Source organism: Sphingomonas sp. Leaf10, from assembly GCF_001421245.1.
Lineage (GTDB): Bacteria > Pseudomonadota > Alphaproteobacteria > Sphingomonadales > Sphingomonadaceae > Sphingomonas.
In genome coordinates this window covers 46370-65621 of record NZ_LMKE01000034.1, presented here as the reverse complement: position 1 = coordinate 65621, position 19252 = coordinate 46370, and the positions used below count along the sequence as shown (strand labels likewise).

General features: G+C 68.0%; 19 protein-coding genes and 1 tRNA gene. 16 read left to right on the top strand and 4 right to left on the bottom strand.

Annotated features, from left to right (window positions below):
• Window positions 1–136: 136 nt before the first annotated feature.
• Window positions 137–2233, top strand: coding sequence for an acetate--CoA ligase family protein (locus ASE59_RS18095; RefSeq protein WP_056459735.1), 2097 nt, complete (start codon window positions 137–139; stop codon window positions 2231–2233).
• Here the strand turns inward: ASE59_RS18095 and ASE59_RS18090 are convergent.
• Entirely contained in the window at window positions 2223–2675 is a 453-nt protein-coding gene (locus tag ASE59_RS18090) for a MarR family winged helix-turn-helix transcriptional regulator (protein WP_056459732.1), read from the bottom strand. The two genes, ASE59_RS18095 and ASE59_RS18090, sit on opposite strands and share 11 nt — an antisense overlap.
• Window positions 2672–3592 (bottom strand): helix-turn-helix domain-containing protein, encoded by a 921-nt coding sequence (locus ASE59_RS18085; RefSeq protein WP_056459730.1) that lies wholly within the window; start codon window positions 3590–3592, stop codon window positions 2672–2674. The genes ASE59_RS18090 and ASE59_RS18085 overlap by 4 nt, the downstream gene beginning before the upstream one ends.
• 126 nt (window positions 3593–3718) lie before the next feature.
• Between ASE59_RS18085 and pobA the strand changes: the two genes are divergently transcribed.
• The 8 genes from pobA to pcaF are packed head-to-tail and all read left to right on the top strand — an operon-like array spanning window position 3719 to window position 11111.
• The gene (gene pobA, locus ASE59_RS18080) at window positions 3719–4906 is read left to right on the top strand and encodes a 4-hydroxybenzoate 3-monooxygenase (RefSeq protein WP_056459727.1); all 1188 of its coding nucleotides are present in this window, start codon (window positions 3719–3721) and stop codon (window positions 4904–4906) included.
• Window positions 4903–5616: a CoA transferase subunit A gene (locus tag ASE59_RS18075; RefSeq protein ID WP_056459724.1), complete on the top strand. Its 714-nt coding sequence runs from the start codon at window positions 4903–4905 to the stop codon at window positions 5614–5616. Before pobA ends, ASE59_RS18075 begins: the two co-directional genes overlap by 4 nt.
• Window positions 5613–6242 (top strand): 3-oxoacid CoA-transferase subunit B, encoded by a 630-nt coding sequence (locus ASE59_RS18070; protein WP_056459722.1) that lies wholly within the window; start codon window positions 5613–5615, stop codon window positions 6240–6242. The genes ASE59_RS18075 and ASE59_RS18070 overlap by 4 nt, the downstream gene beginning before the upstream one ends.
• Window positions 6239–6940, top strand: a complete 702-nt coding sequence (gene pcaH, locus ASE59_RS18065) for a protocatechuate 3,4-dioxygenase subunit beta (RefSeq protein WP_056459720.1) — start codon at window positions 6239–6241, stop codon at window positions 6938–6940. The genes ASE59_RS18070 and pcaH overlap by 4 nt, the downstream gene beginning before the upstream one ends.
• Window positions 6930–7589 carry a protocatechuate 3,4-dioxygenase subunit alpha gene (gene pcaG / locus ASE59_RS18060; protein WP_056459717.1) on the top strand — a complete coding sequence of 220 codons (660 nt, stop codon included), beginning with the start codon at window positions 6930–6932 and terminating at the stop codon, window positions 7587–7589. The genes pcaH and pcaG overlap by 11 nt, the downstream gene beginning before the upstream one ends.
• Window positions 7586–8728, top strand: a complete 1143-nt coding sequence (locus ASE59_RS18055; protein WP_056459714.1) for a lyase family protein — start codon at window positions 7586–7588, stop codon at window positions 8726–8728. The genes pcaG and ASE59_RS18055 overlap by 4 nt, the downstream gene beginning before the upstream one ends.
• A 2-nt stretch (window positions 8729–8730) precedes the next feature.
• Window positions 8731–9909, top strand: coding sequence for a 3-oxoadipate enol-lactonase (gene pcaD, locus ASE59_RS18050; protein ID WP_056459711.1), 1179 nt, complete (start codon window positions 8731–8733; stop codon window positions 9907–9909).
• Window positions 9909–11111 (top strand): 3-oxoadipyl-CoA thiolase, encoded by a 1203-nt coding sequence (gene pcaF / locus ASE59_RS18045; protein ID WP_056459708.1) that lies wholly within the window; start codon window positions 9909–9911, stop codon window positions 11109–11111. Before pcaD ends, pcaF begins: the two co-directional genes overlap by 1 nt.
• Before the next feature lie 280 nt (window positions 11112–11391).
• Here the strand turns inward: pcaF and ASE59_RS18040 are convergent.
• A tRNA-Gly gene (locus ASE59_RS18040) sits at window positions 11392–11466 on the bottom strand.
• 161 nt (window positions 11467–11627) lie between these two features.
• Between ASE59_RS18040 and ASE59_RS18035 the strand changes: the two genes are divergently transcribed.
• Genes ASE59_RS18035 through ASE59_RS18015 form a run of 5 tightly spaced genes read left to right on the top strand, consistent with a single transcriptional unit; the run spans window position 11628 to window position 14196 of the window.
• Complete coding sequence (locus tag ASE59_RS18035) at window positions 11628–12521, top strand: tetratricopeptide repeat protein (protein ID WP_056459704.1); 894 nt, start codon at window positions 11628–11630, stop codon at window positions 12519–12521.
• Window positions 12518–13135, top strand: a complete 618-nt coding sequence (locus ASE59_RS18030; protein ID WP_056459701.1) for an LON peptidase substrate-binding domain-containing protein — start codon at window positions 12518–12520, stop codon at window positions 13133–13135. The genes ASE59_RS18035 and ASE59_RS18030 overlap by 4 nt, the downstream gene beginning before the upstream one ends.
• Window positions 13132–13326, top strand: coding sequence for a Trm112 family protein (locus tag ASE59_RS18025; RefSeq protein ID WP_056459697.1), 195 nt, complete (start codon window positions 13132–13134; stop codon window positions 13324–13326). The genes ASE59_RS18030 and ASE59_RS18025 overlap by 4 nt, the downstream gene beginning before the upstream one ends.
• On the top strand, window positions 13323–13730 hold the full coding sequence (locus ASE59_RS18020) for a hypothetical protein (RefSeq protein ID WP_056459694.1): 408 nt from the start codon (window positions 13323–13325) through the stop codon (window positions 13728–13730). The genes ASE59_RS18025 and ASE59_RS18020 overlap by 4 nt, the downstream gene beginning before the upstream one ends.
• 1 nt (window position 13731) lies before the next feature.
• Window positions 13732–14196, top strand: a complete 465-nt coding sequence (locus ASE59_RS18015) for an NUDIX domain-containing protein (RefSeq protein ID WP_056459690.1) — start codon at window positions 13732–13734, stop codon at window positions 14194–14196.
• A gap of 145 nt (window positions 14197–14341) precedes the next feature.
• Here ASE59_RS18015 and ASE59_RS18010 read toward each other — a convergent pair whose 3' ends face one another.
• Window positions 14342–15559 (bottom strand): UbiH/UbiF/VisC/COQ6 family ubiquinone biosynthesis hydroxylase, encoded by a 1218-nt coding sequence (locus ASE59_RS18010; RefSeq protein ID WP_056459688.1) that lies wholly within the window; start codon window positions 15557–15559, stop codon window positions 14342–14344.
• A 128-nt stretch (window positions 15560–15687) separates the two neighbouring features.
• Between ASE59_RS18010 and ASE59_RS18005 the strand changes: the two genes are divergently transcribed.
• Together ASE59_RS18005 and ASE59_RS18000 are read left to right on the top strand one after the other, a co-directional pair.
• Window positions 15688–18057: a DNA translocase FtsK gene (locus ASE59_RS18005; RefSeq protein WP_056459686.1), complete on the top strand. Its 2370-nt coding sequence runs from the start codon at window positions 15688–15690 to the stop codon at window positions 18055–18057.
• A gap of 367 nt (window positions 18058–18424) precedes the next feature.
• Window positions 18425–19219, top strand: a complete 795-nt coding sequence (locus tag ASE59_RS18000; protein ID WP_056459683.1) for an aldo/keto reductase — start codon at window positions 18425–18427, stop codon at window positions 19217–19219.
• Window positions 19220–19252 lie beyond the last annotated feature (33 nt).

Sequence of the window (19252 nt, the reverse complement as noted above, 5' to 3'; positions counted from 1 at the left end):
GGGGGGGGGGGGGGGGGGGGGGGGGGGGGGGGGGGGGGTGTCCGCATACGGAACCGCCGTATCGCGCGGCGAACCCCCTCCGCCAGCGCTGGCGCGCTGCCACCTCCCCGAACCGGGGAGGATCGAAGGGACGACCATGCCCGACCTTTCCCGCCTGCTTGACCCCCAATCGGTCGCGATCGTCGGCGCGTCGCCGACGCCCGGTGCGCTTGGCAATGCCGTGCTGCGCAACCTCGAACGCCATGGCTATGCCGGCGCGATCCACCTCATCAATCCCAGGCGCGACACGATCGATGGCCGTCCGTGCCTCCGTTCGATCGCCGACCTGCCCGATGGCGTCGATGCGGCGGTGCTCGCCATTCCCGGTCCGGCGGTGCTCGATGCGGTGCAGGCGCTGGCGGCGCGCGGCGTCGGTGCCGCGATCATCTTCTCCGCCGGTTTCGCCGAAGGGGGTGTGGCGGGCCTCACCGCACAGGCCGACGTCGCGCGGATCGCTGCCGAACACGACATGACCGTGCTGGGGCCGAATTGCCTGGGGCTGGTGAACCATGCGGCGGGCGTGCCGCTGACTTTCGTCGAGACGGCCGTCATCGATCCACTGGACAAGCCGATGGTCGGCATCGTCAGCCAGTCGGGGGCGATGGCGGTGGTGCTGGCCACGACGCTGACTGCCAAGGGGCTGGGCATCAACCTGTCGGTATCGACCGGCAACGAAGCCGCGTCGGGTGTCGAGGATTATGTCGCGCACCTGATCGATGATCCGGCGACGCCGGTCGTCGCGATGATCGTCGAACAGTTCCGCCAGCCCGCGCGCTTCCTCGCGCTCGCCGAACGCGCGGCGGCGGCGGCCAAGCGGATCGTGCTGCTTCACCCCGGCACGTCGAGTGCGGCGCGCGAAAGTGCCGCGACCCATACCGGGGCGATGGCCGGCGACTGGCAGTTGATGCGGACCAAGGTCGAGCGCGCCGGCGTCATCCTGGTCGACAGTCTCGAAGCGCTGGGCGACGTCGTCGATCTCGCGGTACGGGCGCGACCGCTGCGCAGCGGCGGTACGGCCGTCCTGACCGAAAGCGGCGCGTTCAAGGCGCTGGTGCTCGACCTTGCCGAGCGGATCGGGCTTGAGTTGCCGCCGATCGATGGCGCTGCGGCCGAACAACTGCGCGCCGCGATCCCCGATTTCATCCCCGTCTCCAACCCGATGGACCTGACCGCGCAGGCGCTGGTCGATCCCGATCTCTACCGGCGGACGATGGCGCCGCTGCTTGCCGACGATCGCTATGCCGCGCTGGTGCTGGGTATCATCCAGACCGATCCGGCGACCGCCGCGCGCAAATTCCCCGCGATTATCGATGCCATTACGACGCTCGCTCCCGACAAGCCGGTCCTCTTCGCCGGGATCGATGACGGTGCGGAGGTGCTCGCCGACTATATCGCCGGCCTGCGGGCCTTGGGCGTCCCCTATTTCCCCACCGCCGATCGCGCGTTCCGCGCGCTACGGCACCTTGCGCAGGCGGTGGCGCGCGACCCGATGCGCGCGGATCGGACCCCGATCACGCTCGACCTGCCGGGGGGTGTGATCCCCGAATATCGCGCGAAACAGGCGCTGGCCCCGGTCGGCATCCCGTTTCCGGCCGGTGGCTTCGCCACGACCGTCACCGAGGCGCAGGTGATCGCCGAGCGCATCGGCTATCCGGTCGCGCTGAAGGCGCAGTCGGCAGCCCTTAGCCATAAGAGCGATGCCGGCGGCGTGCTGCTGAACCTGACCGATCCGGCGGCGCTTGCCGATGCATGGGACCGGCTCCATGCCAATGTCGCCGCCTATGACGCGACGATCGCGCTCGACGGCGCACAGGTCGAGGCGATGGGCCGGCGCGGCGTCGAACTGATCGTCGGCGCGCGCAACGATCCCGATTGGGGGCCGGTCCTGCTGGTCGGTTTCGGCGGGGTGACCGCCGAACTGCTCCACGACGTCCGCCTGCTGCCGATCGACCTGACCCGCAGCGCGATCCGTGCCGAATTGCACGGGCTGAAACAGGGCGCGCTGTTCGATGGCTATCGCGGCAGTCCCGCGCTGGATATCGATGCGCTGGCCGGTCTGGTCGAAACGCTCGGCCGCATCCTTGCCGGCACGCCGACGATCCGCGAGATCGACCTCAATCCGGTGATCGTCCATCCGGTCGGGCAGGGGGTCGTCGCCCTCGACGCGCTGATCCTGACCGATCCTAATCGGTAACGACCGCCCGCTGCTCGATCCGCTCCAGCAGGTCGAGCAGCATCGCCTTTTCCGCCTTCGTAAAGCCGGCGAGCAGTCGTTCCTCATGCGCCTCGATCCGGCGGATGCAGTCGTCGAGCATCGCCGACCCCGCCGGCGACATCGCCAGAGTAAAGGCGCGGCGGTCGGCCGGATCGGTCTCGCGCACGATCAGGCCGCTTTCGATCAGCTCGTTGATCAGCGGCACCATATTGGCGCGCTTGATCCCCAGCAGCCGGCCGACCGTCCCCTGATTGATCCCCGGATTGTCCGCCACCACCGACAGGATGCCCATCGGAATCTGGCGGATGCCGGTCCCCTCCAGCGTAACCGCGAAATCGGTCGCGAAAACGGCGGAGGCACGGCGGAGCCGATAGCCGACCAGCTGGCCGAGGGTCCGGGTATGGGGCGTGGGTTCGCTCATGGGCCGGGGAAGCCATGTTCCACCGGCCGCGTCAAACCGGAATCGCGCGGTTCGCTCCCCGCCATGCGGAAACGGCGCGGCGACAGACCGGCATGGCGGGTGAAGAAGCGGGTGAAATAGGCGGGATCAGCAAAGCCGGCATTATAGCCGACCTCCGCCACCGACAAATTGGTGTAGAGCAAGGCGCGCTTCGCATCGAGCATCGCGCGTTCGTCGAGCATCGCGGCGGGCGACAGGCCGGCGATGCGGGTGCAGGCGACACGCAACCGGCTCTCGCTGGTGCCGAGTGCCGCGGCGTGGACCGCGATCGGTTCGCGCAGGCGGAAGCGTTCGTCGATCCGCGCCCGGTACCGCGCGACGAGTGCGCCATGCTGTCCGGGCGGTGGCTGCGCCTCGCCGGGATCGGCAGCACGTCCGGCCTCCACCAGAAACGTCAGCAGCGCGGCATCGACCGCGGCACGGTGGCCCGGTGCCGACCAGCCCAGCTCGCGCATCAGCGTCGCGGCGGCACCGTGCAGCACGGCCAGCGCCTCGGCGCCCAGCGCGGCGACCTGCGCCCGCGCGAACACGGCGGCCAGCCCCGGATAGCGCGTGTCGAGCAGCGTGAGGTGCCGGACCGACAGCGTGACTACCGACCCGACCGAGGCCGGATCCCACGAAAAGCCATGGACGATCCCCGCCGGGATCAGCAGCAGTGCAGGCGCCACGACGTCGAACCGCGCGTCCTCCGCCCGCATCGTTCCGCCACCCCGGTCGAGCACGAACGCCTGCACCAGATCGGCATGGGCATGGGGCAGGATCGTCCATTCGCTGGGCCGCGACCGGTCGTCGAGCCGCTCGGCATGGACGAAGCTCTCCTCGACCGACCGGTGCGGTTCGCCGTAGAGATAGAAGCGCGGGATCGAAGCGGCGACCATCGTCGGACCCTATCGTCCACCGAACGGATCGTCCAATTTTTCGGTCAGGCCGTCCATCGCCATCGCGACGGCGAGACGGCACCATCGACGGCGAAAGGGCGGATCACGCCCATGGGAGAGGACGGGATGCGGCACCGCACGCAAGTGGCGATCATCGGCGCAGGGCCGGCGGGCATGTTCCTCGCCCATCTGTTGCGCGCCGAAGGGATCGATGCGACCGTCATCGAACGCCGCGACCGGGACTATGTCGAGGGGCGGGTACGTGCCGGCGTGCTCGAACAGGGTACCGTCGACCTGATGCACCGGCTCGGCATCGCTGGCCGGCTGGAGCGCGAAGGGCTGGTCCATGGCGGGACCAACGTGTCGCTCGACGGGCGGATGTTCCGCATCGACATGGCCGCGCTGACCGGCGGCGCGACCGTCACCGTCTATGGCCAGCAGGAGGTGATGCGCGACCTGTTCGACGCGGCCGAGACGCGCGGGCTGGACATCCGCTGGAACGCTGCCGACGTGACGCTGTCCGACCTCGACGGCGCCCGTCCGGTGGTGACGTGGCGCGACGCCGCCGGGCCGCAATGGCTCGAATGCGATTTCGTGGTCGGTTGCGACGGCTATCACGGCGTCAGTCGCGCGGCGATCCCGGCCAGCGTGCTGCGCACCTTCGAACGCGTCTATCCGTTCGGCTGGCTGGGGGTGCTGGCCGACGTGCCGCCCGCCGAGCACGAACTGGTCTATGCCAATCATGAACGCGGCTTCGCGCTCGCCTCGATGCGCTCGCCCACCCGCAGCCGCTATTATATCCAGTGCGGCCTCGACGAGGATGTGGCCGACTGGTCCGACGACCGGTTCTGGGACGAACTCTGCGTGCGGCTGGGACCGGAGACGGCGGCAAAGGTGACGCGCGGTGCGTCGTTCGAAAAGTCGATCGCGCCGCTTCGTTCGTTCGTCGCCGAACCGATGCGCTGGGGGCGGCTGTTCCTCGCCGGCGACGCCGCGCATATCGTCCCGCCGACCGGCGCCAAGGGTATGAACCTGGCCGTGTCCGACGTGACGATGCTGGGCGAGGCGCTGGGCGAACATTATCGCGACCGCAGCGATGCCGGCATCGACGGCTATTCGGCGCGCGCGCTGGCACGGGTGTGGAAGGCGGAGCGATTCTCGTGGTGGTTCACCTCGGTCACCCACCGTTTCCCGACCATGGATGGCTTCGACCGGCGCATCCAGATGGCCGAACTCGATTATCTGCGCGGCTCGCCCGCCGCGCAGCGTACCCTCGCCGAGAATTACGTCGGCCTACCGCTGGAGGCGGCATGAAGCGCAAGATTTACGACAGCCCCGCGGCCGCGCTCGACGGCCTGTTGTTCGACGGGATGACGATCATGTCGGGCGGCTTCGGCCTGTCGGGCAACCCCGAAAGCCTGATCCCGGAGATACGCGCAAGCGGGGTCAAACGGCTGACCGTCATTTCGAACAATGCCGGGGCCGACGGCTTCGGCCTGTGGATGCTGCTGGAAAGCCGGCAGGTCGCAAAGATGATCTCCAGCTATGTCGGTGAGAACAAGCTGTTCGAGCAGCAATATCTCTCGGGCGAACTCGAACTGGAACTGAACCCGCAGGGGACGCTGGCCGAACGCATCCGGGCGGGCGGGGCGGGCATCCCGGCCTTCTATACCAGGACCGGGGTCGGCACCGTCGTCGCCGAGGGCAAGCCGGTCGAGACGTTCGAGGGCGAGGAATATGTTCGCGAAACCTGGCTGCGCGCGGACCTGTCGATTGTGAAGGCGTGGAAGGCTGATCCGGCGGGCAATCTGATGTTCCGCAAGACCGCGCGCAACTTCAACCCGAACATGGCGACGGCGGGCAAGGTGACGGTGGCGGAGGTCGAGGAGATCGTACCCGAAGGGAGCTTCGATCCCGACTGCATTCACACGCCGGGCATCTATGTCGACCGCATCGTCCGCGCCACGATCAACGAGAAGCGGATCGAGAAGCTGACCACGCGCAACCGGAAGGATGCGGCATGAGCTGGACCCGCGACGAAATGGCGGCGCGTGCCGCGCGGGAATTGCAGGACGGTTTCTACGTCAATCTCGGCATCGGCATCCCGACCCTGGTTGCGAATTACGTGCCCGATGGGATCGAGGTTACGCTGCAATCCGAGAACGGCATGCTCGGCATCGGCCCGTTTCCCTATGCGGGAGAGGCCGACCCGGACCTGATCAATGCCGGAAAGCAGACGATCACCGCGCTGCCGACCTCCAGCTTCTTCTCCAGCGCCGACAGTTTCGCGATGATCCGCGGCGGCCATATCGACATGGCAATCCTGGGGGCCATGGAGGTGTCGGCGGCGGGCGACCTCGCCAACTGGACGATCCCGGGCAAGATGGTGAAGGGCATGGGCGGGGCGATGGACCTGGTCGCCGGGGTGCGCCGGGTCGTCGTGGTGATGGACCATGTGTCGAAGCATGGTGATCCCAAGATATTGCCCGACTGCACGCTGCCGCTGACCGGCAAGCGTTGCGTCGACCTCATCATCACCGATTTGGCCGTCATCGCCTGCGACAAGCCGGGCCTGCGCCTCATCGAATGTGCGCCGGGTGTGTCGGCGGACGAGATTCGCGCCAAGACGGGGGCGGCGCTGACGATATGAGCTACCGTCGTGACGATGCCGGGGCACCGCCCGCGCTCTTTCCCGATTACGGATCGACCCGCACCCGCGCACCCATGCACGCGCCGTTGCGGGTGCCGCAGACGCGGACCGAGACGACCGGTCCGACGGGGTGGGAGCGGCTGATGGGTCCGGCGCTGGCCGATCTGACGACGCAGCATGTCGGCGCGCCGCAGGGGCAGCGAATCATCGTGGCCGGTCGCGTGCTGGACGAGGATGGTCGCGCGGTGCCGAACACGGTGATGGAAATCTGGCAGGCCAACGCCGCCGGCCGCTACATCCATGCCAAGGATCAGTGGGACGCGCCGCACGACCCCAATTTTACCGGCGCGGGGCGCGTGGTGACCGACGCGGAGGGGCGCTATCGCTTCGTCAGCGTCCGCCCCGGTGCTTACCCGTGGGGCAATCACCGCAATGCGTGGCGGCCCGCGCACATCCATTTGTCGCTGCTGGGTCCGGCGTTCGCGACGCGACTGGTGACGCAGCTCTATTTCCCCGACGATCCGTTGATCGAGATCGATCCGATCGCGAACGCCGTGCCCATGCCGTATCGCCAGCGGCTGGTCGCACGGTTCGACATGGACGTTACCGAGCCGAACCGGGCGCTCGGCTATCGCTTCGACGTGGTATTGAAGGGCCGCGAGCAGACGCCGTTCGAGGAGGACGACCATGACCATTGACGTCGCCGACCGCCGCCCGGAACCGCGCGCCGATAATCAGGACCCGGACCTGTTCGGGCAGACACCCAGCCAGACGGTCGGGCCGTTCTTCCATTATGGCCTTCCATGGAAGGGCGGCGCCGATCTGGTCGGGCAATCGGACATGGGCGCGCGGCCCGAGCTGTTTCCCGAGGCGCATTATGTGCTGAACCTGTCGACACCGACCGGCACCCCGGCGGGCGAGGTGATCGAACTTACCGGCCGCGTGTTCGACGGCAATGGCGTACCGGTCCCCGACGCGATGCTCGAAATCTGGCAGGCGGACGCCGATGGCCGCTATTTCGGGGAGCCGGGCAGCGATCCGCATTTCGTCGGCTTCGGCCGTGCCGCGACTGACGAGGATGGCCGCTATCGCTTCCGCACGATCCTGCCCGGCGCGATCCAGCCGGGCCATGCGCCGCATATCGCGGTGTCCGTCTTTGGACGGGGCCTTATCAAGCGGCTGGCGACGCGGGTCTATTTCGATGGCAGGACGGCGGATGACGCGATCCTGTCGCTGGTGCCCGAGGAACGCCGCTCGACCCTGATCGCCACGGCGGCGGGGGCGGGCGTCTGGTCGTTCGATGTCGTCTTGCAGGGCGACCGCGAAACCGTGTTCTTCGACCTGTGAGCGACCTGCTGCGCCTGCGCCCCGCCGCGACGGCGGACATGGTCGCGGTGTTCGACGATGCCGCGACCATCGCTGATGCCTGCGCCTTCGAAACGGCACTGGCGCAGGCGCAGGCGGCGCATGGCGTGATCGCGCCCGACCTTGCGGATTCGATCGTGGCGAGGGTCGATCCCGCGCGGATCGATGCGGCGGAACTGGCCGGGGAAGCGGCGCTGGCGGGGACGCTCGCCATCCCGCTCGTCGCTCGCCTGCGCGCGATGGTGGGCGGTGCGGCAGGGCAGGCCCTACACCGGGGCGCCACCAGTCAGGACGTCGCCGACACGGTGTTGATGTTGCAGGTGCGCGCCGCGCATCGCTTGCTGGCCGGTAATGTCCGGCGCATCGTAAACGCGCTGGCGGTGTCGGCACGGCGCCATGCCGATCGGCCGGCGATCGGGCGGACGCTGTTGCAGGATGCGATGCCGGTCGCCTTCGGCCTGCGGCTGGCGCAGGCGGCGCGCGGGATCGGCGACGCGCTGGCGATGCTCGACGCGGCGGTTGATGGCCACGCCTGCCTGCAACTGGGCGGTGCAGCCGGCACGCGTGCGGGGATGGATGGCAAGGGCGTGGCGGTCGCCGCGCAGGTCGCCGATACGCTCGGCCTCGCGCCGGCCGAACCATGGCATGCGCGGCGCACCGGCATCGCCGCGATCGGCGCGGCGCTCGGCATCCTGATCGGCACGCTCGGCAAGATGGCGCGCGACGTCGCCCTGCTCGCGCAGAACGGCGTGGGCGAAGCGCGCGAGCCGCTGCTCGCCGGGCGGGGCGGTTCCTCGGCGATGGCGCACAAGCGCAACCCGACCGGTTGTCAGGTCGCGCTGTCGGCGGCGACCCGCGCCCCCGGACTGGTCGCATCGCTGCTCGGCGGCATGGCACAAGAACAGGAGCGGGGCCTTGGCGGCTGGCAGGCCGAGGGGCCGGTGCTCACCGACCTGTTCCTGCTCGCCAGCGGCAGCGCCGCCGCCTTGGCGCTCGTCGCCGAGGGGCTGGAGATCGACGAGGCCGCCATCGCCCGCAACCTCGCCACGGCCGGGGTCGGCGACGATATCGGCGAAAGCGCGGCGATCATTGCCGGACTTCTGGGCGGACGAAAGGACTGACCATGGCCATTACCCTTCGCGATGGCGTGCGCCTGCATTGGCGGATCGAGGGCGCGGCGGATCGTCCCGTGCTGGTGCTGCTCAATTCGATCGGCACCGACCTGTCGCTGTGGGATCGCACCGTTCCGCTGCTGCTTCCTACGTTCCGGCTGTTGCGCATCGATACGCGCGGGGCCGGCGGTTCGGATGCCCCGCCCGGCGACTATAGCCTGACGATGCTTGCCGGCGACGTGATCGCGATCCTCGACGATGCCGGCGTGGCGCAAGCGGCGGTGGCGGGCGTGTCGCTGGGCGGCATGGTCGCGATGCAGCTGGCGCTCGACCATCCCGACCGCGTATCCGCGCTGGTGCTGATCTGTACCTCGGCGACGATGGACGCAGCGGCCTGGGCGGCACGGATCGACACCGTCCGCCGCGACGGCACGGCGGCGATCGCCGACATGGGCGTAGGCCGGTTCCTGTCGCCGGGCTTCGCCGACCAACATCCCGAGATCGCCGAGACATTGCGCGACGGCATCGCCCGCCAGTCCGACGACGGCTATGCCGGGGCCGGGGCGGCGATCCGCGACATGGCGCTGGCCGACCGGATCGGCTCGATCGCCGCGCCGACATTGGTGGTGACTGCCACGCTCGACGTCTCGACCCCCTATGCGGGGCATGGCGAGCATCTTCTGACCATTCCCGGTGCGCGGCACGTGAGCGTCGACGGCGCGCATCTGCCGCCGATCGAGGCGCCGGGGGCGCTGGCGACGGCACTCCGCCAGTTCCTGTGCGCCGACGATGCCGCGACGCAGGCGGCCGATACGCTGTTCGACGCCGGTCTGGTCAACCGCCGCCGTGTGCTGGGCGATGCGTGGGTCGATGCCAGCCTTGCCAAACGCACCGCGTTCACCGCCGATTTCCAGGCGATGATCACCCGCATCGCGTGGGGCGAGATCTGGGGGCGTCCGGCCCTCGACGACCGGACCCGCCGCCTGCTCGTCCTCGCCATCACCTGTGCGCTGGGCCGCTGGGAGGAGTTCGCTCTCCACGTCCGCGCCGGGCTGTCGCAGGGCGGCTTCACCGCCGACGATCTGAAAGAGGTGCTGATGCAGACCGCGATCTATGCCGGTGTGCCTGCCGCCAACACCGGCTTTGCCGAAGCGCAGAAGATCATCGCCATCATCGAACAGGAAACTTGATGCCCGACGCTTACGTTTGCGACGCGATTCGCACCCCCATCGCCCGCCTGAACGGCGCGCTGGCCAGCGTGCGCGCCGACGACCTCGCCGCGATCCCGCTGCGTGCGTTGATGGAGCGTAACCGGCAAGTCGACTGGGGAGCGGTCGACGATGTGCTGCTAGGCTGCGCCAACCAGGCGGGTGAGGACAATCGCAACGTCGCGCGGATGGCGGTGCTGCTCGCCGGACTGCCCGAAGCGGTGCCGGGCGGCACGATCAACCGCCTGTGCGGATCGGGTCTGAACGCGGTCGGCAGCGCGGCGCAGGCGATCCGCAGCGGTGACGCCGAACTGGTGATCGCCGGCGGCGTCGAGAGCATGACCCGCGCGCCCTATGTCATGGGCAAGGCGCTCACCGCCTTCGACCGCGCGCAGCAGATCGAGGACACCACGCTCGGCTGGCGCTTCGTCAACCCGGCGATGCGGGCGGCCTATGGCGTCGACACCATGCCGCAAACTGCGGAGAACGTCGCCGACCAGTGGCGCGTCAACCGCGAGGATCAGGACGCCTTTGCCCTCGCCAGCCAGCAAAAGGCCGCCGCCGCCATCGCCAGCGGACGTATGGCTGCCGAGATCGTGCCGGTCTCGATCCCCCAGCGAAAGGGCGACCCGATCGTCTTCGCCCAGGATGAACATCCGCGTGCCACGAGTATGGAGGCGCTGGCAAAGCTCAAACCCGTCGTCCGCGTCGACGGCACGGTGACGGCGGGCAATGCTTCCGGCCTCAACGACGGCGCCGCAGCGATGCTGATCGCGTCCGAAGCAGCGGCGGTCCGTCATGGCCTCACCCCCCGTGCACGCATCCTCGGCATGGCGTCGTCGGGGATCGCGCCGCGCGTGATGGGCGCCGGACCGATCGAAGCCGCGCGCAAGCTCGCCCGTATCACCGGCATCGCCCTCGATCAGATCGACGTCATCGAACTCAACGAAGCCTTCGCTGCGCAGGCGATCGCGACGCTCCGCGACCTGAACATCGCCACCGACGACCCGCGCGTCAATCGCAACGGCGGCGCCATCGCGCTTGGCCATCCGCTCGGCATGTCCGGCGCCCGCATCGCGATGACCGCCGCCGAAGAACTCCACCGCACCGGCGGCCGCTACGCGATGGCGTTCATGTGCATCGGCGTCGGGCAGGGCATAGCGCTACTGCTGGAACGTGTCTGAGCGTCGCCCGATTGCCGCGCGATCGTGACGAGACCGATTGTCGGCGAACGACGCGTTGGGACGGAGCAGCCGAAGGGAAGACGCCAGCGCCGTAAGCCGCTGGCGGCGGCGGTTAAGTCTCTTTCGGAGCAACTCAGCTAGAAATGCGCCTGCAGCCTATCAAGCCACAATGCAAGCAGACGCGCGTCAGCAAATTATAAAGGCGCCTAGTAGCGATCTGTCTTGGTGCTGAACCGTCGCCTCGACGGTTTTGCGCGGACTTCCTAAACATGGAAGTCGCTGGAGCGGGCGAAGGGATTCGAACCCTCGACCCCAACCTTGGCAAGGTTGTGCTCTACCCCTGAGCTACGCCCGCTCTGGCGTTCCGAACCGGGTGACCGGCTGGGGTGAGGCGGGCTATTAGATGGGGGTTTCGAATCGCGCAACCCCTTAAATCACTCTTTTCTGTTTTGCCCCCGATGCCCACATAGGGAGCACGCTTTCAGGATAAGGAATTGCCGCTTGGCCACGCTAGGATTGACCGCCCCGGAAAAGGATGCCGTGGAGGCGTTCCGTCGCGATGTCGTCGAACCGTCGATGACGCAGTTGGTCGTCATCGATTTCTGGGCGGAATGGTGCGGGCCGTGCAAGGCGCTGACCCCGATCCTCGAAAAGGTGACCGCCGCCTATGCCGACAAGGGCGTGGTGCTGGCCAAGATCGATACCGACAAGAATCAGTTCATCGCCTCGCAATTCCAGATCCGGTCGATCCCGACCGTCTATGCGATGTTCCAAGGGCAGCTGGTCGCCGACCTGACCTCGGCCCGGACCGAGAGCCAGTTGAAGCAGATGCTCGACCAGCTGCTGCGCCAGTTGCCGGTGCAGCCGGGTGAAGCGGCCGGTCCCGATATCGAACCGCTGATCGCGATGGGCGAGGAGGCCTTGGCCGAGGGCGACGGGGCGCGTGCGCTGTCGATCTTCGACCAGATCGCCGACATCGCACCCGACAACGCGGCGGTCGCCGCCGGTCGCGTCCGTGCGCTGATGGCGCTGGGCGATCATGAAGGGGCGCAGGCGGCGCTCGACGCGCTGCCCGAGGACGCGGCGAAGCTGCCCGGCATCGAACAGGTCCGCGCCGCACTGGCGCTGTCGCGCGATGCGCAGCCGGTCGATGATCTGGCGGGGCTAAAGGCCGAGGTCGAGGCGAAGCCCGACGATCACGACGCACGCTTCCGACTGGCCGGTGGGCAGATGGCGGCGGGCGACCGCGACGGTGCCGCCGAATCGCTGCTGAAGATCGTCGCCGCCGACCGGTCATGGAACGAGGATGCTGCGCGCCAGCAACTGCTAAAAATCTTCGACGCAGTCGGCCTCGAAGATCCGTGGGTGTCGCAGCAGCGCCGCAAGCTGTCCGCGATCCTGTTCGGATGAGCGCGCGCGTCTCCGTCTTCCCGCTGGCGGGGGCGCTGCTGTTTCCGAACATGCATTTGCCGCTGCACATCTTCGAGCCGCGCTATCGCTCGATGGTGTCCGACGCGCTGGCACGGGACCGGCGCATCGGCATGATCCAGCCGCGTCCGGTGGGCAGCGATACCGACAGGCCGCCCTTGTTCGATATCGGCTGTGTCGGGCAGATCGTCGATGTCGAGGCGCAGACCGATGGCCGCTACGACATCGTGCTGCGCGGCGTGTCGCGGTTTCGCGTGCTGCGTGAACTCGACGTCACCACCCCGTTCCGGCAGGTCGAGGCGGAACTGCTGCCAGTGGTCGGCGACACCACGCTGGCGCTGGCCGAGCGCGCGTCGCTGGAGATGGAGGCGCGGCGCTTCGCCGATCAACTGGGCTATGCGGTCGACTGGGAATCGGTCGGTCGGCTCGACGACGAAAGCCTGGTGAACGGCATCGCCCAGATTGCGCCGTTCGATGTGGCGGCCAAGCAGGCGCTGCTCGAAGTCGACGCACTTTCCGATCGCGCGGAACTGATCGTACAGCTCATGCAATTCTTCGGCAGGCATGGCGATGACGAAGAGGCGACGCTGCAATGACCGCACAAACCGCGCGCGAAGGGGTGACGATCGACCCTTGGCTTTTGTCGATCCTCGTCTGTCCGGTCACCCGGACACCGCTCGATTATGACGAAGCCGGGCAGGAACTGATCTCGACCGCCGCCGGCCTTGCCTTTCCGATCCGCCGGGGGGTGCCGGTCCTGCTGGTCGAAGCGGCGCGGGCGTTGTGAGCCGGGATCTGAGCGGCAAGTGGAGCGGGATATTCAACTATCCCCACACCAATCCGCCGACCGCGTTCGAAGCCGATATCGCTGATCTGGGCGGGTCGATCGTTGGCACCATCCACGAACCCGACCTGTATTCGCAACCGCCCGGCGCGCTGATCGCCGCCGCGATCGACGGGCATATCGAGGGCGCGCGGATCAGCTTCAGCAAATTCTACGACGACAGCATCGGCTATGCCGACATGGTCGTCTATTCAGGCATGCTGAGCGAGGATGGCTGCGAGATCAGCGGGCGCTGGGACATTCCCGGCGTCTGGTCGGGAAGCTTCCTGATGATCCGTCCGGCGAGCGAACCGGCCGCCGCCGATGTGGATACGGTGGCCGAACGGGATGAGCCGACGCGGGGATAGCATGGCGCTGATCCATCGGTTGCTGGGAAAGGCGGCGCGACTGGTGTGGCGCGTCACCCGACCGCGTACGATCGGGGTACGCGCGGTCCTGCTCGACGCGAACGACCGGATCGCGTTGGTGCGCCATAGCTATATCGACGGTTGGTATCTCCCCGGCGGGGGCGTGAAGAAGGGCGAGGCAATCGTCGACGCCCTCCACCGCGAACTGGTCGAGGAAGTCGCGATCGAAGGCGCCGTGGTCGAGCGCGTGCTGGGGGTCTATCATAGCCGTCGTGAGGGCAAGGACGACCATGTCATGGTGTATGTCGTGCGTGCCGGGGCAGATACGCTGCGCAGCGCCGATCGGTTGGAACTGGCGGAGGCCGGTTGGTTCGCGCCGGACGCGCTGCCCAAGGGCACGACGCCGGCGACGCGGCGGCGGATCGAGGAGTGGCGGTCGGGGGTGACTGGCGAGGGGAACTGGTAGGCAAACTGCCCGCCACTAGCGTCACCCCAGCGTAGGCTGGGGTCTCCCCCGCGGTGGCCGTGACGTTCCCCAACGCGGATACCCCAGTCTACGCGGGGGTGACGCTGGTGGGGAGGGGGCAGGCAGAGGAGATGTCAGCCACTTCCTACGCCGTAACCCCCTGCAACAGCTTGGGCAGCTTGCCCGTCTCCCCGCGCGCCTCGGCCATGAATGCGGCTTTCAGCGGCGGGATGGTATCGACCGCCGACAGCCCGAAGCGTCGCAACGCGCTCGCCGCCTTGCCGGGAATGCCGAACAGCCGGGTCAGCCCATCGGTCGCCAGCGCCACCGCAAAGGTATCTAGCCCGCGCCACCGCTGATAGCGTTCCAGCAGATAGGGATCGCCGAGGTCGAGGCCGGTACGCTTGCCCTCGACCAGCACCTCGGTCAGCGCCGCGACGTCGCGCAGGCCCAGGTTCAGCCCCTGTCCGGCGATCGGGTGGATGCCGTGCGCCGCATCGCCGACCAGTACCAGCCGTTCGGCAGTGATCCGCGCCGCATGGTGGAACCCCAGCGGATAGCTCGACCGCGCCGACAGGTTCGACAAAGTCCCGAGGAACCCGCCCATCTTCTTCGACGCTTCGGCAAGGAAGGCGCGGTCGGACAGTTTCAGCATCGCCGGCCGGTCCTTCGCATCGACCGTCCACACGATCGCCGAGCGATGGCCGTGGTCGTCGTCCTTCAACGGCAGGATCGCGAACGGACCCGCCGGATAGAAGATCTCATAGGCGATGTTCTCGTGGCTCTCCGCATGGCCCAGCGTAGTGATGATCGCGGCATGGTCGTAGCTCCAGCGCGCGACGCGGATGCCCGCCGCCTCGCGCGTCGGCGAATTGCGCCCCTCCGCCGCAATCAGCAGCGGCGCGGTCAGCGTGTCGCCGCCCGCCGTCGTCACGGTCACGCCGTGCGCCTCGCGCCGGACATCGATCGCCCGGTCCCGGTAGCGCAGGTCGACCAGCGGCGATGCGACCGCCGCGTCATAGATCGCCTGTCGCAGCCGCTTGTTTTCGTACATCACGCCGACCGGATCGTCGGCAGCGTCAGGGATGAAGTCGAGCTTGCCCGGTTCCAGCCCGTCGGTCGCACGGATCGCGGCGATCGGACAGCCTTCGTCCCCCAGCCCCTCGGCGATGCCGATCGCCTCGAACATGCGGTGCGTCGCGCTGGCGATGGCCGAGGCGCGCCCGTCGAAGCCGGGCGCCAGCGTCACCGCCGGATCGGCGGGGTCGAGAATAATCGAGCTGAGGCCATGGACGCCCAGCGATACGCCCAGCGTGCTGCCGACCAGCCCGCCGCCCAGGATGATGACGTCCGCCTGTGCCATGAAACCCGTCCCATCCTTAACCAGTGTCCCTCGCGACTTAAGGTGTGGTGCGGTTCACCGCAACGCCGCCTTGACGGCACCGCCCGCCACGGCGCACATCGGGCCGGTATCGAACAAGGGTGGAACGAATGGCGACGAACGCGCAGCCGATGTTGTGGCGCGACGCGATGAAGGCGGGCGTGAGGCGCAGCGGCGCGATGATCGGGGCGACGTTGCTGTTCGTCGCCATGCTGCTGATCGCGATCGCGCTGGCCAGCTATTCGTCGGCCGATCCGTCGTTCAGCACCGCGGCGGGCGGCCCGATCGCCAACAAGCTGGGATCGCCCGGCGCGCATCTGGCCGACCTGCTGCTGACCCTGTTCGGTGTGCCGGTGGCGATGCTGTTGCCGCTGGGCCTGATCGTCAGCGTCCGGCTGTGGCGCGATGTGCCCGTCGGGCCATGGCCGCGCATGGTGCGCGACTGCCTGATCGGCGTGCTGGCGATGGGGGCGACGCTGGCGTTCGTGTCGGGGGAGGCGATATTGTCGCTGCCCGCCGGCTATGGCGGGGTGGTCGGCTGGAGCGTCGCTGCGGCGGTGCAGGGGCTGATCCACCTGATCGGCCAGCCCGATATCGAGATCTGGATCATCCGCGTCGTGGCGCTGGCGACCGGGCTGTTCGGCATCTGGCGCTGGGCCAAGGGGCTGACGATCGAAATCCCCGACGGCACGTTCCGCATGCCCAAGTTCGAACGCCGCGCGCGGACGGTCGACGCCGAGACCGGCGAGATCGCCTATGACGACGACGATGCGCCGTTCGACGCCACGCCCAGCCGCTTCGTCGCCGATGCCGAGGAAGACGATGCGGACGACGCGCCGGCCCGGCCGCAACCGCGCCGGGTCGCCGAACCCGACACTCGCGCGCCGCCGGTCATCGCCGAACGCGCCGCATCGCCGGCCCTCGCCAGCGCACCCCGCCCGGCGAGCAGCGAAGGTCGCGATAATTTCGCGCTGCCCGCGATCGACCTGCTCGCCCCCCCGCCCGAATCGAGCGGCCCGTCGATCGACAAGGCGGCGCTGGAGCGCAATTCGCGCCTGCTCGAAAGCGTGCTCGACGACTTCAATGTGAAGGGGCAGGTGGTGAAGGTCGCGCCCGGACCGGTCGTGACCATGTATGAACTGGAACCCGAACCCGGCATCCGCGCCAGCCGCGTGATCCAGCTGGCCGACGATATCGCCCGCAACATGTCGGCGATCTCTGCCCGCGTCGCGACGATTCCGGGGCGGACCGTCATCGGCATCGAACTGCCCAACCAGCGGCGCGAGACGGTCTCTTTACGCGAACTGATCGCCAGCCAGGCGTTCGCCGACCAGAATGCGCAGCTTCCCATCGTGCTCGGCAAGAATATCGCCGGCGATCCGGTCGTCGCCGATCTGGCGCCGATGCCGCATTTGCTGGTCGCGGGTACGACCGGGTCGGGCAAGTCGGTCGGGTTGAACTGCATGATCCTGTCGCTGCTCTACCGGCTGACGCCCGACCAGTGCCGGATGATCATGATCGATCCGAAGATGCTCGAACTCAGCATGTATCGCGGCATCCCGCACCTGTTGGCCGATGTCGTCACCGACCCGCCCAAGGCGGTGCGCGCGCTCAAATGGGCGGTCGAGCAGATGGAGGACCGCTATCGGATGATGGCGTCGATCAACGTCCGCAGCCTTGCCAGCTTCAACGAAAAGGTCCGCGCCGCGATCGCCAAGGGGCAGAAGCTCGGCCGCAAGGTGCAGACCGGCTACGACGCCGAAAACGGCACGCCGATCTATGAGGAAGAGACGCTCGACCTGACGCCGTTGCCGCAGATCGTGGTGATCGTCGACGAACTCGCCGACCTGATGATGACCGCGGGCAAGGAAGTCGAATTCCTCATCCAGCGCCTCGCGCAAAAGGCGCGCGCGGCGGGCATCCACCTGATCATGGCGACGCAGCGTCCGTCGGTCGACGTCATCACCGGCGTCATCAAGGCGAATCTGCCGACGCGCATCAGCTTCCACGTCACGTCGAAGATCGATTCGCGCACCATCCTCGGCGAACAGGGCGCCGAACAACTACTCGGACGCGGGGACATGCTCTACATGCCCGGCGGCAAGGCCCTGGCCCGCGTCCACGGGCCGTTCGTCAGCGATGACGAGGTACAGGCGGTGTCCGATTTCTGGCGCTCGCAGGGGGCGCCCGACTATATCGACGCGGTGGTCAACGAGCCGGAAGGCGATGCCGGCTTCAGCCTCGACGGCGCGCCGACCGGCGACGACAGCCCCGAGGAACAGACGTTCCGTCAGGCGTGCCAGCTGGTGGCGGAGAGCCAGAAGGCGTCGACCAGCTGGCTCCAGCGGCAGTTGCGCGTCGGCTATAATTCGGCGGCGCGGCTGATCGAGCGGATGGAGAAGGAAGGGCTGGTGTCGCGGCCGGACCATGTCGGACGGCGTGAGGTGCTGATGGATTCGGACGGGCGGCCGACGGGGTAACGCACCTCTCCGCCGCTCCTCCCCTTTTCCTCCTCCTCCGTTTGCTTCGAGCGCAGGTTCGAGCCTGCCGAGAACCGAAGTCGAGAAGGGGTTGCTCCAAACGCCCCGTTCTCGACGGACGCTTCTCGACTTCGCTCGAAGCTGCTCGAACCGAACGGGAGGGGGAGAGAGTTCGTCCGCCAACACCCAAGCCGTTCGTCCTGAGTAGCCATGGAGCGACGTCGAAATGGCGTATCGATGGACAGCCACAAATGCTTCGATACGGGTCTTCGACAAGCTCAGCCCCTACTCAGCACAAACGGAGAGCAGGGGAACGGATCATGCCGCCAATCTTTGGCAACTCGCCTCCCAACCGCACGGAAACCCCATGACCGACCTCCCCCTCAACGACGGCCGCACCATCCCCGCGATCGGCTTCGGCACCTACAAGGTCCCGGCGGAAGACTCCGCCCGCCTGTCACGCGAAGCGATCGACGCCGGTTATCGCCTGATCGACACCGCCGCCTTCTACGCCAACGAAGCGGGCGTCGGCGAAGCGACCGGCGGCGGCGATATCTTCGTCACGACGAAGCTGTGGCGTGACGCCATGGGCTATGACGGCGCGCTCAGGGCGTTCGACGCGAGCGCCGCGAAGCTGCCGCGCATCGACTTGTTCCTGATCCATTGGCCGATGCCGTCGCAGGATCGCTATGTCGACACGTGGAAGGCGCTGGTGCGGTTGCGTGAGGAGGGGCGGGTCGCGTCGATCGGCGTTTCGAACTTCTCGCCCGATCATCTCGATCGGATCGTCGATGCGACCGGCGTCGCGCCCGCGCTGAACCAGATCGAACTGCACCCGACCTTTCAGCAGCGCAAGGCGCGGGCGGGGCACGAACGGCTCGGCATCGTCACGCAAAGCTGGTCGCCGCTGGGGCAGGGCACGTTGCTGACCGATTCAACCATTGCGGCGATCGCGCAGGAGGTCGGCGCGACTCCGGCGCAGGTCATTCTGGCGTGGCATCTTCAGGCAGGACTGGGGGTGATTCCAAAGGCGTCATCGCGGGCGCGGATCGAGGAGAATCTGGCGGCGCAGTCGGTAACGCTCTCCGCCGAGCAGGTCGCGAAGATCGACGCGATGGATCGCGAAGACGGGCGCCTGGGACCCAACCCCGACACGCTCTAAGTTCTTCCCCACATGGTGGGGAGGGGGACCAGC

What these genes read in the sequence shown, in the direction of transcription:
- ASE59_RS18090 (WP_056459732.1), bottom strand. Translation starts at nt 2,675, where the DNA reads ATGAGCGAACCCACGCCCCATACCCGGACCCTCGGCCAGCTGGTCGGC.
- ASE59_RS18005 (WP_056459686.1), top strand. Translation starts at nt 15,688, where the DNA reads ATGGCGACGAACGCGCAGCCGATGTTGTGGCGCGACGCGATGAAGGCG.
- pcaF (WP_056459708.1), top strand. Translation starts at nt 9,909, where the DNA reads ATGCCCGACGCTTACGTTTGCGACGCGATTCGCACCCCCATCGCCCGC.
- ASE59_RS18025 (WP_056459697.1), top strand. Translation starts at nt 13,132, where the DNA reads ATGACCGCACAAACCGCGCGCGAAGGGGTGACGATCGACCCTTGGCTT.
- ASE59_RS18010 (WP_056459688.1), bottom strand. Translation starts at nt 15,559, where the DNA reads ATGGCACAGGCGGACGTCATCATCCTGGGCGGCGGGCTGGTCGGCAGC.
- ASE59_RS18000 (WP_056459683.1), top strand. Translation starts at nt 18,425, where the DNA reads ATGACCGACCTCCCCCTCAACGACGGCCGCACCATCCCCGCGATCGGC.
- ASE59_RS18095 (WP_056459735.1), top strand. Translation starts at nt 137, where the DNA reads ATGCCCGACCTTTCCCGCCTGCTTGACCCCCAATCGGTCGCGATCGTC.
- pcaG (WP_056459717.1), top strand. Translation starts at nt 6,930, where the DNA reads ATGACCATTGACGTCGCCGACCGCCGCCCGGAACCGCGCGCCGATAAT.
- pcaD (WP_056459711.1), top strand. Translation starts at nt 8,731, where the DNA reads ATGGCCATTACCCTTCGCGATGGCGTGCGCCTGCATTGGCGGATCGAG.
- ASE59_RS18030 (WP_056459701.1), top strand. Translation starts at nt 12,518, where the DNA reads ATGAGCGCGCGCGTCTCCGTCTTCCCGCTGGCGGGGGCGCTGCTGTTT.
- ASE59_RS18075 (WP_056459724.1), top strand. Translation starts at nt 4,903, where the DNA reads ATGAAGCGCAAGATTTACGACAGCCCCGCGGCCGCGCTCGACGGCCTG.
- ASE59_RS18085 (WP_056459730.1), bottom strand. Translation starts at nt 3,592, where the DNA reads ATGGTCGCCGCTTCGATCCCGCGCTTCTATCTCTACGGCGAACCGCAC.
- ASE59_RS18070 (WP_056459722.1), top strand. Translation starts at nt 5,613, where the DNA reads ATGAGCTGGACCCGCGACGAAATGGCGGCGCGTGCCGCGCGGGAATTG.
- pcaH (WP_056459720.1), top strand. Translation starts at nt 6,239, where the DNA reads ATGAGCTACCGTCGTGACGATGCCGGGGCACCGCCCGCGCTCTTTCCC.
- ASE59_RS18015 (WP_056459690.1), top strand. Translation starts at nt 13,732, where the DNA reads ATGGCGCTGATCCATCGGTTGCTGGGAAAGGCGGCGCGACTGGTGTGG.
- pobA (WP_056459727.1), top strand. Translation starts at nt 3,719, where the DNA reads ATGCGGCACCGCACGCAAGTGGCGATCATCGGCGCAGGGCCGGCGGGC.